General features: G+C 43.1%; 7 protein-coding genes. All 7 read right to left on the bottom strand.

What is annotated here, in order from left to right:
- Nucleotides 1-180: 180 nt before the first annotated feature.
- The 7 genes from ABDK00_RS10415 to ABDK00_RS10385 are packed head-to-tail and all read right to left on the bottom strand — an operon-like array spanning nucleotide 181 to nucleotide 14,359.
- Nucleotides 181-2,358 (bottom strand): alpha-galactosidase, encoded by a 2,178-nt coding sequence (locus tag ABDK00_RS10415; protein WP_346239142.1) that lies wholly within the window; start codon nucleotides 2,356-2,358, stop codon nucleotides 181-183.
- A 34-nt stretch (nucleotides 2,359-2,392) separates the two neighbouring features.
- Nucleotides 2,393-4,729 (bottom strand): glycoside hydrolase family 95 protein, encoded by a 2,337-nt coding sequence (locus ABDK00_RS10410; RefSeq protein ID WP_346239141.1) that lies wholly within the window; start codon nucleotides 4,727-4,729, stop codon nucleotides 2,393-2,395.
- A 27-nt stretch (nucleotides 4,730-4,756) separates the two neighbouring features.
- Nucleotides 4,757-6,688 (bottom strand): sialate O-acetylesterase, encoded by a 1,932-nt coding sequence (locus ABDK00_RS10405; protein ID WP_346239140.1) that lies wholly within the window; start codon nucleotides 6,686-6,688, stop codon nucleotides 4,757-4,759.
- 19 nt (nucleotides 6,689-6,707) lie between these two features.
- Nucleotides 6,708-7,937: a DUF4998 domain-containing protein gene (locus tag ABDK00_RS10400; protein WP_346239139.1), complete on the bottom strand. Its 1,230-nt coding sequence runs from the start codon at nucleotides 7,935-7,937 to the stop codon at nucleotides 6,708-6,710.
- Nucleotides 7,938-7,964: 27 nt separating this feature from the next.
- Nucleotides 7,965-9,221, bottom strand: a complete 1,257-nt coding sequence (locus ABDK00_RS10395; protein ID WP_346239138.1) for a DUF4959 domain-containing protein — start codon at nucleotides 9,219-9,221, stop codon at nucleotides 7,965-7,967.
- Between the two features lie 19 nt (nucleotides 9,222-9,240).
- Entirely contained in the window at nucleotides 9,241-11,154 is a 1,914-nt protein-coding gene (locus ABDK00_RS10390) for a RagB/SusD family nutrient uptake outer membrane protein (RefSeq protein WP_346239137.1), read from the bottom strand.
- A gap of 19 nt (nucleotides 11,155-11,173) precedes the next feature.
- Complete coding sequence (locus ABDK00_RS10385) at nucleotides 11,174-14,359, bottom strand: TonB-dependent receptor (RefSeq protein ID WP_346239136.1); 3,186 nt, start codon at nucleotides 14,357-14,359, stop codon at nucleotides 11,174-11,176.
- Between the last annotated feature and the right edge of the window lie 197 nt (nucleotides 14,360-14,556).

Genomic DNA, 14,556 nt, shown 5'->3' with positions numbered 1-14,556 from the left:
GCTATCCCCAAGGAGCAGGGCCAAGAAAACCAGAAGGAGGGACTTAGAAAACCATTTCATCACGAGGTCGCAAAACTATAGAAGTTCTTCAAAACTTCACAAAAAAAATAACGACCTTGTTATCTAAATTAGGCTAAAAAATTTTTTTGAGGGGTGAAATGCAGCGGATGCTGCCTATACTTAGATTTGCTCTATACTTAATATTACACTACTTCTTTGCGCATTTATCATCGGGTTAAAGCCAATGTTCATTAAAAAGTCGCCCGTGTAAACTTTTTCCTCATCTATGGCCGAACGAGTTTCCGGATACAAACAAATTTCAGTGATCTTGTATTTTTTTTGCCGATCCAGTCCTTTCAGTCTGATAGGGTAGATGCTGCCTGCGCCGTATCGGTTGTTAACAAGGTAATTGAATATGACTCCTTTGGTTTTAGTGTTATTGATGTAGGCCATGGAGGCAACATCTGCTTCAGTTGGATTTGATAACCGGTATTGAGTTCCAAACCAAACGATATCTTTAAATTTATTATAATGTCGGATGGCTGATTGACAATAAAGAAGGTCACTTTTGCTTAAGTCTTTAACCACGATGTCAAACCCAAGCTTTCCCATCATGGCAACGTCAGTTTTAAATTTGATGGGTTGTTTACCCCAATCAGTAACGTGGTTTGCCGTGGCAATAGCCGGATAGAAGTAAGAATATTCCCATTGCATAAAGATTCTTTCCAAAGGGTCCGTATTGTCGCTCGGCCAAAATTCTGTAAAGTATTGCAGCGCGCCGTAATCCACACGGCCGCCTCCTCCGGAGCAAAGCATCATGGGTACTTTTGGATGTTTTTCGCGGATCCTTTTTAAGACTTTGTAAAGTCCCTTCATATATTCGATGTAAAAATGAGACTGGTTTGAAATGTAGGAGGAATGGGCATTATAGATAACGGAATTGCAGTCCCATTTAATATAAGCAATGTCTCCGTTATTTATAAATAAATTGTGTACCGTATTAAATACAAAGTCTTGTACCTGGGGATTGCAGAGATCCAATACGAGTTGGTTTCTAAAATAGTGCTCTGGCCGATTGGGTTGTTTGACCACCCAATCCGGATGCTGTTCGTATAATTCGCTTTTGGGGTTGACCATTTCGGGTTCTATCCAAATGCCAAACTTAACTTTATTATCTGTCGCTTCTTTTACTAGGGTGCCGATTCCATTGGGTAATTTTTTTTGATTAGGCGCCCAATCGCCCAAGCCTGCAACGTCGCCATTTCTCGGATATTTGTTGGCAAACCATCCATCATCCAAAAGAAATAAATCAACACCTAATTTACGGGTATCCCTGATCAGCTCTTTTAATTTAGATTCGTTAAAATCAAAATAGGTGGCTTCCCAGTTGTTAAGCAATGTTAGTCTGTTTTCATTTCCATTTAGGATTTTATAATTTCTCGCCCACTCCTGCAGATTTCTGCTTGCAGCACCTTTTCCCTTTGTTGACAGCGTATGAAGGAAAGCTGGCGTGGTAAATTCTTCGTCAGGTTTCAAGGTATAAGTAGACGCATAATTATTAATTCCCGAAACAATGCGCAGATTGTTTTGATTGTCAAGCTCAAAGTCTGTTTTAAAATTCCCGCTATATTCAAGACTGCCATATAGCACTGTGCCTTCGTCCTCCGTTGCTGGCCGCTCTAAAGAAACCATAAATACCGAAGGCTGAAACAGATTAGCTCGCGTGCCTAGTTTGCTGTCAAGAGTTTTGATACCGTGTGTGAGCTTTGATGTTTCGCTCTGCATTTCTTTAGCCCAATCGCCATGATATTGCGTAAGCCAAAAGCTTTTAGCTTTTATATGGAGGTTAGCAGAAGCGAATTTTTGCAATAATACATTTGATTTTTCGGTGTGTTTGATAATAGCCCATTGTTCTATTACATCCTGTGCGAAATATGACTTATAGCAAAGCGTTACATAAAAGTTGTAAACAGGATCTTTTAGTAAAATGGTTAACAACGTCGCCCCATTTTCAAGTTTTTTCTGCTCATGGTTTACGTAACGAAGGTTGAGAGAATTGTTGCCATCGGCGTGTGTAACGGTTATTGCGGGCTCCAACAAATTTTGAGAACCCGAGGTTGTATAAGCCGCGTTGGCGACTTCTGAATAATCGATAGATTGGCGGTACGCTTGTGGTATTAATACATATTCTGTGGCGTTCGCTAGTTTTTTTCCATAGTATATTGTGGACAGATTTTTTTTCTGATCAATTCGTAAAATCAGTGCGTTCTGAGCTGTTATTATCGGGATCAATGTGTCGCTGCCAAAAGCGACGTTGTAAATTATTAAAAATATAAACGAAAAAGCACTCTTTATCATGGCTCGCATGTTCTTTTTTAAAATGTAGAATTAGTTATAAAGCAGCGGTTGTGACATTAACCATCCTGCCATTTATTTTAACACGCACCCGCTGCCTGGTAGGAGCGTATAGTTTGTATTGGGTCACTTTCCCATCTACCCATTTCATTTCAACGGTGATATTATTTTGTGCTTTTATACCTTTTACAAACCCCTTTGTCTTCCAGATGGATGGGATTGCCGGCAGTAGGTCTATATACCCGTCATGGCTTTGAAGTAGCATTTCCAGTATACCCGCAGCGCCTCCGAAATTTCCGTCTATCTGGAATGGAGGGCCGGCCGACAGCAAATTGGGATAAACACCACCGCCCGCCCCATAGTTGATATCTGTTTTTAGAGTTGGCCGTAACACTGCTTTCAAAAGTTTAAATGCTCTTTCGCCATCGTGAAGACGGGCCCAGAATAACTGCTTGTGAGCAATCGCCCAGCTGGGGCCATCGTAGCCTCTTACTTCTAACGTTTTTTTTGCGGCTACCATTAAGTCGGGCGTTTGTCTGTTGGTGATAGAGGATCCAGGGTATAAGCCCCACAGATGAGAAATGTGCCGGTGTTGTGGATCAGTTTCTTTGTACTCTTCTAACCATTCCATAAGTCTGCCATCGGTAGCAACGCGGCCCGGCGGTGGCAGTTGTTTTATTTTTTCCGTTAGATTGTTTCGAAGTGCTTCATCAACGTTTAATGCCTTCGATGCTTCAATGACATGGTTGAAAAGGGCACGTGTAATCTGATTGTCGATGGTTGGCCCCATACAAACGTTGACATGCTTATTATTCAGGAAAAAGGAGTTTTCTGGAGATACGGACGGAGCTGTTACCAGCCATTTAGTTTTCGGATCTTTTACCAGTGCATCGCTATAAAAAAGGGCTGATCCTTTTAAAATCGGATAGATATCCTCTAAATATTTTTTATCTTTTGTGTATGCATAGTGTGCCCAAAGATTTTCACACAGCCATCCGGAACCGGAATTAGCAATGCCCCAGGACGCACTTTCACCAGGTTCAGTAAATCCCCAAACATTCGTAATTACATGGGCGATCCAGCCTTTCGCATCGTAATAAGCTTTTGCAGTTCGCTCTCCATTTTTTACCAAGCTTTTCACCAGCCCGGCAAGTGGCAGGTTGAGTTCAGAAAGATTTGCAGCTTCAAGATGCCAATGGTTCATTTCAACGTTAATATCGAGATGATAATCTCCATTCCAGGGTGTATGTATTTGATTGGCCCAAAGGCCTTGCAGATTGGGAGGAAGGAGACCAACCCGCGTGCTGCTGATACTCAGGTAGCGTCCATATTGTAAAAATAGAGCAGGTAAGGCATTGTCTAAATGAGGATTTTTATAAAAGGCATCTAATCGTCTATCGGTAGAAAGCGAACTGTTGGACCCACCGCCGAGGTCTAAGGAGAATCGATCGAAAAGCTTTTTGAAATTGTGTATATGAACTTTTTTTTCAACTACATAATTTCGTTGCATGGCTTTTTGCAGTAAGGTTTTTGCCCTGCTTTCGAAATCAGGGTTTTTGAAATCGGTTCCCATCGAAACATAGATATAAGCAGTAGTGGCGTTTTCAATGGAAAGGTCTTTCCCATTTGCTTTGATGGTGCCACCATTTGTCAATTTTACTGAAGTTAATGCGATATACCTCATGCCATTTCCGTCGGTTCCGTTATCGAGTTGTCCTGTCATGCTGATTACATCGTTTGCCCTACTTACTTCAAACCGTTCGGGCCGGGATAACTTTAACGAAAAACTCAGCGCGCCAGCGGTGCTACTCGTCAGCTTTATTATGCCAACGTCTGTGTCAAAACTGGTAATGTACTCTCTTGTGTAAGTCGTTCCGCCAATCGCAAAACGTGTGTTGGCGAGCGCCTGGTCTAGCTGTAGGGATCTGAAATAGTTGGTGATGGAAGTAGGAACGCCTGGAAGCTTGTAGTTGATCTCAAGATTGCCCAGTATTTGAAAGCACCCCCACTGCCTGCCGCCTGATCCAGGACCTTTACAAATAAAATGACTATTGATTAAATCCTGCGCGTCGTCATTCTTACCATCCATCAACAGGCGCCTGATCTCCGGTAAATACTTGTTAGCCTCGTAGTTATTGGCGTCTTGCTCAGACCCCGACCACAATGTGATATCGTTGAGTACAATATTTTCTTTGCTCACGCCTCCGTCTGGCATCATGCCTAAGCGGCCATTGCCTAATGGAAGTGTTTCCTCCCAAACTGAAGCGGGCTTGCTATACCAAAGGCGAAGGTTGTTTTCCCCTTGCCCCCAATGTTGCTTACTGCAAATTAGCATTACCAGAACTAAAAAACTATATCTTTTTTTTAATTTCATGAAGATCGGTTTGATACGGTATTAACTTTAATAAACCTTTTTATTTTCGGTGCTTAATGGCCAATTATCTGTTCTAAACGGGGACGCCGGTAACATTTCTCTATTGTATAAACCTGCTTCAGGGTTGTCTGCCCAGGCGTACCTGACGGCTACGGGGTGTTCGACTGAAGGACTGCTGACAATAACCTGGTTGCCGCTGACGCGGGCGTCTGCCCAAACAAAACGACGGTCGGCTCCGGCAATTGCAAAGCCGGCCAATTTTTTATCCTTTATCACAAGGCCTTCAGCCACCTGCTCAAAACTAAGCACCACTACATTGTCTTCAACTTTTGAAGAAGTGAAAATGGGCCCAGAGGAAATTATTTTTTGGTTGTAGGCGATTTTTTCTGCGGCTAAGGCAAGTCTCCATCCCACATCCTGTTTATTGTGGGGATGTATATCGTTAGCGTCTCCGATATCTATTGCAACGGCTTCGCCGGTATTTTTCATAGAAAGTGCCTGATGCTGAGCGGCTCTGAGTTCTGCCCAAGGGCTGGCAGCAGGCTCTTGTCTTCGTTCGAGATAATTGGCGAGCTGTACCCATATGAACGGGAAATCATAACTCCATGCATTGCGCCAGTCGGAGATCATCGCTGGAAATAATTTTTGATACCTAGCGGCTTCATCAACATTGGCCTCGCCCTGGTACCATATTACTCCTTTTATTTTGACAGCGGTAAGCGGGCTTATCATTGCGTTAAACAGCTGAGAGGGAAAAGCGTTCGGGCCATTTTCCAGAAGATGATAGGTTTTGGAAACGACGGCAGGTTGATAGTACCACTCGCCTGCAAGCGATATTTTTTTATCGCCGAGGCTTAGGAACAAGTCTGTCGCAGTTCCCGCCATACCTCCTTGGGCGCCACCATCGGTGATCTTAATAGTAATTATGTTTTCACCTTCTTTTAACCATGCTTTCGGAACGGAATAAACACGGCTTTTATTCCACGTATTATTAGTGCCAACAAGTTTTCCGTTGATATAAGTAGAGTCGGCGTCATCAATCGGGCCGAGATGTAAGGAAATATTTTGCGTTGCCGATATATTTCTAAGGGTGAAGAATTTTTTAAAATATATAATACCGTCTGTCTGTCCGATAGGAGAAGATTCCCACAATTTGGGCATTTGAATTTTTGTCCACCCTGAAATACTGTTATTTTGATGCCAATTTTCCTCGCTGCCAGGATCAGCAGCAAGCGCCTGGTCATAAGCTTTTCTTCTTTGTTCCTGTTCTGCAAGCGTTTTGTTCATTTCCTTTGTGTTCAAATGTTTATATCCATCGAAGGTTGACAATGTTTTCCAACTGGTCCACGCTTGTATGTTCGTGCCACCCCAGTTGGTACTTATCAATCCGATTGGTATACGAGTATCCAAATGGATTTTTCGGCCAAAGAAGTAGGCGACGGCAGAAAAAGGAGGAATATTTGTAGAATTGCACACCAGCCACGTTCCTCCGGCCAGATCCGTTTTAGGCATAAAACTCGTAGCTTTCTCGACCGTAAACAAGCGAATTTTGGGAAAGTTAGCATCGCTGATTTCCTTTTCGGCATTATTTACATGTGACCATCCGGAAACAGGCATTTCCATGTTTGATTGTCCGCTACAAATCCATACGTCGCCTATTAATATATTGTGTAATATTCTTTTTTCCTCGTGCGCAGATATCGTGCAATCGTAAGGGCCGCCCCATGGCATTGGCTTTAGTGTTATATGCCATTTCCCTTGCTGATTTGATAAAGCCGTAGCCACTTGCTCTCCAAGGGAGACCGTTATTTTTTCGTTCGCGTTGCTCGTTCCCCATATTGCTATAGGCTGGTCTCGTTGAATCACCATATTGCTGGCAAAAATATGTGGTAGCCAAATGGTACCATTTGACTGTAATGAACAAACAATTATCACTGACGCCAAAAGCAAGTACCGCATTATTCTAATTTTTAATCTTTTATTGTGCATAGTCGTTCCAGAATGTGACTTGCGTAATATTACTATATTGAGATTCTCCGCTTGCAACCTTTTTGATCCTAATTCGGATATATCTTATCGGCGGTGGATTTGTAATTAATGACGATTGGTAGGGCGCTACGCCATCGTCGGTTCTGTGTACATCGGCGAGTAGGGTCCATCCGCTTGCTGCCATTTGATCGGACCAGCCAGGGCTGTTGCCTTCTACAGGAGGAACGGTTAGGCTATTGCTGCCCCAAATCTCATAATCTATCGGATTGTGACAGCAATCTCTTCCTATCATTTCCATGGTCGTTAACCTGTTGTATGTGGCTCCCAAATCAAAACTTATAGGATAAGGTAAGGTTTTGCTTCCATTGCTGTGGAAACAGTTCTGCCAGCCCTGAGGGGAAGTTGCACCATCCCAAATTTGTCGCAAAGAGGTTTCATATGAACCATCCCACGGTTGTCCGTCACCGTATAATGAAAGTTCCCGGAACAATCTTTTGTCGATAGCCATCACAGTGGCAACGGGGATGGTATCAATGGTATTTACTGTGAATGTGTCAATCGATCTTTGATTAGGGGTATAATAAGATTGATAAGTAACATGCGAACCTATTTTATAATCTGGGATTATAATGCTATTTTCAACCGGGTTGATAAACGTGTCGGTTTCAATGCCATCAAGATTGGTATATCTGATTCGTGTAGTGATATTTACGGTGTCTGGAGGTAGAAAATTAATTTTTAGGCGACTAATATCACCGTTGTCAAAGCCTGTGGGAGAAGCGTCGAGCGGCCGATTGTAGAGGTTATTTTGGTAAGTAGATCCGTAGACCCTCGCATTCGTTATCTCAGTGGGAATAGAGCGATTGCCTTTTTCGTCGAATGAATAAACAAAGAAAGAATAAGTATATTCTTGTAAATTATTAATAATGGCCTGTATGGTATCGGAGGGATTATGCGTGGTTGCCGGCACAATTAGGGAATCAGCGCCACTATTCCAATAAACAACATATCGGCTGACACTTTGGTCTGGACTTGGGTTCCAGCCGAGTGCAATTCTGCCGTTGCCCGGCCGCGTAAATGCGTTGTTGATCCTTCCCGGATATTTTATTTCACTATTATTTAAGAAAGATTTGAAATCGTCGGGCTCCGTGGTGCAGGCTATAATACCTAGCAGAAGGAATAATACGGCCCAAACCATGAGTTTTTTTTGTGTATTCATTACCGAAAGAATTAATGTCAAAATAATTTATCTTGGATCGCCCCAAAAAGACAATTCAGCTATATTGAAGAAATTGTTTGTCAACGAAACATTTTCCAGACATTGGAATCGTATGTAGCGAACTTTGGGCAGATCCAATGAAAAGTTGTAACTAAAACCAGCATTCCAAAATTGCAAATCTGCATCCGTGTATTGTGGATTCGGCAATCCTGAAGGTTTATCGCGCAGTTTAAAATACCCGAGATTGATCCAGCCATTAGCTGTAGGCTGACCGACATCAGGCAGGTTTTCAACGGTCGGCAAAACCTCATCAACAGGAGTGCTGTTGCGTCCCCATAGAACCCAGGTAAGCGGGGCGCCAGCCTGCCATAGCCAATTGCCGCTGCCATCAATACCTCGGTTCCATATGGTATATCTGCTAAGTTTAGCTGCTTGGCCCATGTCAAATGTTATGGTTGCGGGCCATACCAAAGGCTGAATGGGTTGTTCGGTATGATAGCCAGGCGATCCCGTATTGCCATTCCATAAATTATTCATTACCCATCCAAAGCCGGTTTCGGCATCTGTAGGCAGGTGGTACTCGCTAAACCGTGATTTATCTATCAAAGCCTCGTAGATTGGTTTTACAGTTGCAAACACGGTGTCAGAAACGTTTCCCCATTGATCCGTTATATAAGTTCCAAATTGTTTGGGAATCGTGTCATATCCGCGTAAGCTATATCCGATTGAATCTGCATTTGTATAATTCTGATTTATGATTTCCAGTTTGCGAGTAACGGGATCGTGAGCTATGGTTATGATGCCGATGTTAGCCTTTAGTTTATTAAGCACGTCAATTTTTACACCGCCAAAGTCATCTCTCATGGTCACTGTTGGCAGTGCCAACAAGTAAGGCGGAATATCGGGATGTACTTTTACGACGATTGAGTCTGACGGCACATTTGCGCGACTTACTGTACGGAGTATGACATCGTATTCTTTACTTTCAGCAAATCCACTTACGGTAATGCTGTCTGAGTAGTAAGATGATTTGGTTTGACGGCTGGTCATGCCATTGATTTTATAGTTGGCTTGAACGTAAAGAATGTTCTCAGATTTTGGCAAGGTGTAAGTAATATGGGCGCCACCATTGAAGTTGACAACGCGAATGTTTGTTACAGGGTCTGGTTTTGTTTTATCTCCGGAAACTGTGTCGTTGTAGTCACTTTTCTTTTGACAGGCAAGTAAAGAACACAGCGCGACTGCGATCATTGCTATTGCCTTTTTATCGTTTTTATAGAACATGATTATTGAAATTTAATTGTTACCAATAAGGAGTTTGTACCAGATTTGGGTTCACTAGTAGATCATAATCTTGTATCGGAAACAAATAATCCCTTAAACCAAATGACGGCTGGTATACTGTCGAGAGTTGATAATAACCATTGATAGTTTTGTTAAAGACGCTCCAACCTTGAAACGGGTTCGACAACACGGCCTGCAACTCTTTCCACCTGCGCAAATCCCATCCGGCTTGTCCTTCGAATGCCAGCTCAATTCTTCTTTCCTGGTGGATAATCTGGCGAAGGCCGTCTTTGCTAGCAGGCTTTCCGGGTATCTTTGAATATTTACTCCAGGCTTCTACAACACCTTCGAGGCCGGCTTTACTTCTGATTTGGTCCAATAAAGTATAAACTTCCTGAGAGGGACCATTTACTTCGTTAAGGCATTCGGCATACAGGAGATACAAACCCGACAGCCGCATAAACGTCCAGGGATATTGATGCCATACTGAATTCTGCCCTGGAACAGATAGATAGGATACTAGTTTTTTAGGCCAATATCCTGTTGCATTGTAACGCAGCCTGTCTGGCGGTGAGGCAAAACCATCCACGGCGTTTACATAATTGGATATCCTGTCGTCGGTAGTACCCGATCCAAACCAATTAGCGCCGTCAAATGATACACTCGCATAATAACGCGGTTCTCTGTTGAAATTTCCTTTGGCTGTTGTATAACCTTTTTTAATGTAAAAAAAATGCTGGTCATCGCCGGTTTGTGTCTTATAGCGATTTCCAAAATCCCAATTTTTATCCTCATTAATAGGTACGCCGTTACTGGTATAAAATATTTCACTTTGAGCAATTGGCACCGAAAAGTTGGAATACACGGCAAAAACATTGGCGGCGGCCTCTGAAGTTACCCGCGGCATTGCCATATACTGCCATCCGAAGTAAGGGTTAAGGCTCCAAACCTGTTCCGCGTTCCAGCCATCCACAAAAGCTCCCTGAAGAGTGAGTAATTGCCTCGTGGTATCAGACATGTGAACAATATTGCCTACTGTACGAAGCTGATAAAAGCTATTTCCTGCGGCCTGCGCTGCGTCGATGGCTTCTTTACATGCGGTAGCAGCGCGCGACCATTTAACCGGATCGGCATTCTGGGAAAAAAGATTTTTTCCATCTTTTCTTTTAAAATTGGCATAGTCTGGGTTGCCGTTAAATAGCGGGCTGGCCTGCGTAGCCAACACCTCTGCCTTCACCGCCCGTGCAATGGCAGCAGTAATTCTTCCAGCTTCCGCGGCTGCATTTTGAATGGCCGGAGGCAGGTCGGCAGCAGCTTCATCCAAAAGTTTGACTACGTAGTTAAAGCAGGAGTCTACCGGTTGTTGCTGCTGTCTTACTTCGTCTGTTGAAGCGTTGATGGGAATAGCCTCATCAGCAATAGGAATGGGCCCGTACATTCTTATCAACCAATAGTGATAATACGCTTTCAAAAATTTGGCCTCTGCAACCCAACGTGTTTTTTGGAAAGCCTGAATGTCTAACGGCAAATCAATATTATCGATAAAAGTGTTACACATTCTTATCGATTCATAAAGTTTTAGGCCCATATTATATCCATCCCAATAATTTAAAATGGGATTTGTACTGTTTTGTAATCCTCTCATCAAGTTGAATCCTGCATCGCCACCTGCCCCACCCAATGTGGTCTGGTCCTGCATATTGACAGGAAACAATACTTCTCCGGAGGACGTAAATCCTGCATTCCGTCGAATATCTGATAATTGTTGAAGGTTGGCATAACAGCCAAAAAGATAAGCCTCTGTTTCATTAGCGTTGCTGAACGAACTACTGAGGGTCGCTACATTATCGGGGATTACATCTAAATATTTTCCGCATGAAGGCGTGGTCGATAATAAGATACCTCCTGCTATATACATCAAAAGCCCTTTCATGTTATAATGTTTGAAAGAATTAAAAATTAAGTTTAAGGCCCAGGTTATATACCTTTTGGATAGGGTAGGCAAATCCATTGCCTGCCTGCTCAACATCCCATAGTTTGAATTTGCTAAAGGTTAAAAGATTCATGCCGCTGAAATAAAGACGCACATCATCCATAAACACTTTAGTTGCCCACTTTTTGGGAACGGTTATGCCTGCCTCCACTGATTTTAACCTTAAAAAAGTTCCGTCACGCAGCCACCAGCTACTTTGCTGCTGATTGTTGGGAATGTCGATTACCGACAGGCGCGGCCATAGGGCATAAAGATTTTGATTTTCTTCCGACCAATGATCGTCAGCATAAGCCTGTAGGATTTGCGCATTATTTACAAAAGGCGCAGTGCCAAAGCGATTACCACCGAAATCGGTCGCAGATGACGGATCTATAAAAAAGGACGACCTGGCCGACCCTTGGAAAAAGGCGCTCAAATCGAATATTTTGTAGCCCACAGAGAACCCAAAGCCGTAGATAACCTGGGGTGTAGAAGGCAGGCCTATAGGAACCTGATCGTCCTGGTTGATTATTCCGTCACCATTTATATCACGATATTTAATGTCTCCGCCAATAGGTAAAGAAATGCCAAACTGCTGAACGGGCGCGTTGGCAGCTTCTTTATCATCCACAAACAACCGCTCCGCGATATAACCAAATGGCTGTCCAATAGGTTGTCCGGAGTAGTATCGATAATCATATAGGTATTCCGGTTCCTCCCAATGGCCTACCTCGTTGGAAGTCCACGTCAAATTACCCAGCACCGAAGCCCACAAATTTTTATTAATAGTTTGCTTATAATTTAAATTCAGGTCGAGGCCTTTTGAGGATGCCGTTCCCAAGTTAGATTGCAGGTTGCTGTTAGCAGATCCTTCGATCCCAACTGTGATAGGAATATAGCCCCTCCTGATAAGAATATCGTATCGGTCTTCCTGATAAACTTCTGCAACAACGTTAAGTTTGTCGAAGAAGGTTAATTCAACTGCGATATTGGATTTTTTTGACTTTTCCCACGTGACGTCCGGATTGGGATAGGCATAAATAGCTGTTCCGTTTTTTGAGATGGAATTATTCGTGCCGAATACCGCTCCCGGTCCACCATTAGGCTGCACGCTGGATAGATAAAAAAAACGCTGGCTTCCGATATTATCATTACCAACCATACCATAGCTGCCCCTTAACTTGAATCTGGAAATGATACTGGATATGTCTTCGCCCCAGAATTTCTCGTTAGATACCACCCACCCAGCTCCAATTGTAGGAAAGAACCCCCATCTATGGTCCGCAGCAAACCTTTCCGAACCATTGTAGCCAAAATTGAATTCAACAAAATATTTATTATTATAGGAATAGCCCGCTCTTCCAGAAAAACCTAAATTTCTGAAGGGTAGCGAATAGAGTAAGGAGGGTGCGTTGGTTAAAGGGTCGCTCGCGTTAGGGTTGATCGTTTGCTGTCTGGTCCCGACCAGTGAAGCAGTGACATTATGATTGTCAAACCGCCTGTCATAATCGAGCCTTCCCTGCATATAAAGGTATGTGTTAACGTTTTTGCTCCCCGGGTTAAAATTTAAAAATTCCTGTGCCTGGCCTGGCTGATTATTAAGCCATGTTAAATTATAATTGCCGGTTTGGATATCATAATTTTGTAGCCCGTAATAAAAGGGCAGATAGTTGCGGCTGACATCAGAGTAAGCATAGCGATTGGTGCTGAATAAGCCTGAAAATGCAAGCCCGGGTGTAATAAAACTTAGTTTTTGATTTAATTCGAACTGTGCAGACATGCGGGACTCATTAAAACTTTTATAGCCATACATGAGCGACGCATAGGGATTGTTTTGAAGGCTTCCGGTGTTAGTAATATTGTTTCCGAAAAGGATATGGCGTGTGTTTCGATTGGCGCTGTCCGGTAAATAATACGCAGGGAAATCTACCGGGCTCGCGTGCAAAACCTGCGAATATAAATCTGTTGCAAATGAAGACCCCTGGTTTGAGATGGGACCAATATAGTCGTTAAAATTTCCCCACAGCCTTACGTTTACATCTGTGGTTGGTGTGATTTTTAAGCCGGTATTTGCTCTTAGCTGGTAATTTTCAAACTTCATTCCTGAATTGAAATTGTTGACGGGGTTTACCTGTAATATTCCATTGTCTTTCGAATACGAACCAGCTATGTAATATTTGGCATTGAGGTTGCCACCGCTGACGCTAAAATTGGCCCGCTGGGTTGACGTCCTTTCCTTAAAAAGTTCATTCATCCAGTTTACAGCCGGGTAAACATAGGGGCTGACGCCCCCCGCACCATTCAGCGTGCTTTGGGTGCCCAATATTTTATTCTGATCATATTTTGGTGTAGCCAAGGGATTACGGGTCGTCAGGGCCTCATTGTACAATTTCATGTAGGTGATGGGATCTGAAAGCGCAATGTTTTTGGTTGGCATGGAATAAGCGGACTCAACTCTAAGATCAACCTTTGCTTTGCCCATCTTACCGTCTTTCGTTGTAACCAGAATGACGCCGTTTGCGCCCCGGGCACCATAAAGCGCTGCTGCGCTGGCATCTTTAAGTATAGAAAAACTGGCGATATCATCTACTTGTAGCCTGGCGAGGTCGTTCGCCGAAAGTTCAATATTGTCCACCAAAATTAGTGGACTGGCGCTGTACCCCAGCGTTGTTACTCCCCGGATGAAGAAATTGGAGTTGTCAAGCCCCGGCTGACCTCCTCTTTGAAAAGAAATGACACCGGCAATTTTACCTGCCATCGCATTCGTAAGATTGCTGGCTGGGATTTTTAGCTCAGCGGGCTGAATGGTAGTTACAGAACCAACAACTGCTTCTTTTCGTTCTCTGCGACCGAAGGCGGTTACAATGACTTCATCTCCGGCCTGAAATATGGTCTGGGAAAGGATGATGTCGATTGTTTGGGTGCCGGCCGAAATAAATGCCGTTTCATCGCTATAGCCAACATAGGAAAACCGAAGTGAGTCGCCATTGTTTACTTCCAAAACAAAGCGACCATTTTTGTCGGTCGTTGTCCCGGCCTTTTGTTTGTTGACGATGGTAACATTAACTCCATCCATAGCTTTACCAGAACTGTCATTAACCGTACCTATAATGGGCCTGGTTTGGGCATGGGTGAGAAGGCCGAACAGGAGAAAGCTGAGCGCCATTGCGGCACGGGTTAGAAAAAAACACGCAGTCCTTTCCAAAAAACATGGCAAACGGTTATTCATTTTTAAGCAATTATTAAATTAGTCAGGCAATCAGTAAAAGCAATCTGTACTATACTATACTATACCAAATGTAATATTAAATTTTACATTACCAAATTTTTTTTAAAAGGCTGGTCGTGATTAAAAAATTCGAT

Origin of the sequence: Niabella insulisoli, from assembly GCF_039652435.2 — a bacterium.
GTDB lineage: Bacteria > Bacteroidota > Bacteroidia > Chitinophagales > Chitinophagaceae > Niabella > Niabella insulamsoli.
The sequence above is the reverse complement of the archived record's forward strand: the minus strand, read 5'-3'. Positions and strand labels throughout refer to the sequence as shown.

What these genes read in the sequence shown, in the direction of transcription:
- ABDK00_RS10415 (WP_346239142.1), bottom strand. Translation starts at nt 2,358, where the DNA reads ATGATAAAGAGTGCTTTTTCGTTTATATTTTTAATAATTTACAACGTC.
- ABDK00_RS10390 (WP_346239137.1), bottom strand. Translation starts at nt 11,154, where the DNA reads ATGAAAGGGCTTTTGATGTATATAGCAGGAGGTATCTTATTATCGACC.
- ABDK00_RS10400 (WP_346239139.1), bottom strand. Translation starts at nt 7,937, where the DNA reads ATGAATACACAAAAAAAACTCATGGTTTGGGCCGTATTATTCCTTCTG.
- ABDK00_RS10385 (WP_346239136.1), bottom strand. Translation starts at nt 14,359, where the DNA reads ATGGCGCTCAGCTTTCTCCTGTTCGGCCTTCTCACCCATGCCCAAACC.
- ABDK00_RS10395 (WP_346239138.1), bottom strand. Translation starts at nt 9,221, where the DNA reads ATGTTCTATAAAAACGATAAAAAGGCAATAGCAATGATCGCAGTCGCG.
- ABDK00_RS10410 (WP_346239141.1), bottom strand. Translation starts at nt 4,729, where the DNA reads ATGAAATTAAAAAAAAGATATAGTTTTTTAGTTCTGGTAATGCTAATT.
- ABDK00_RS10405 (WP_346239140.1), bottom strand. Translation starts at nt 6,688, where the DNA reads ATGCGGTACTTGCTTTTGGCGTCAGTGATAATTGTTTGTTCATTACAG.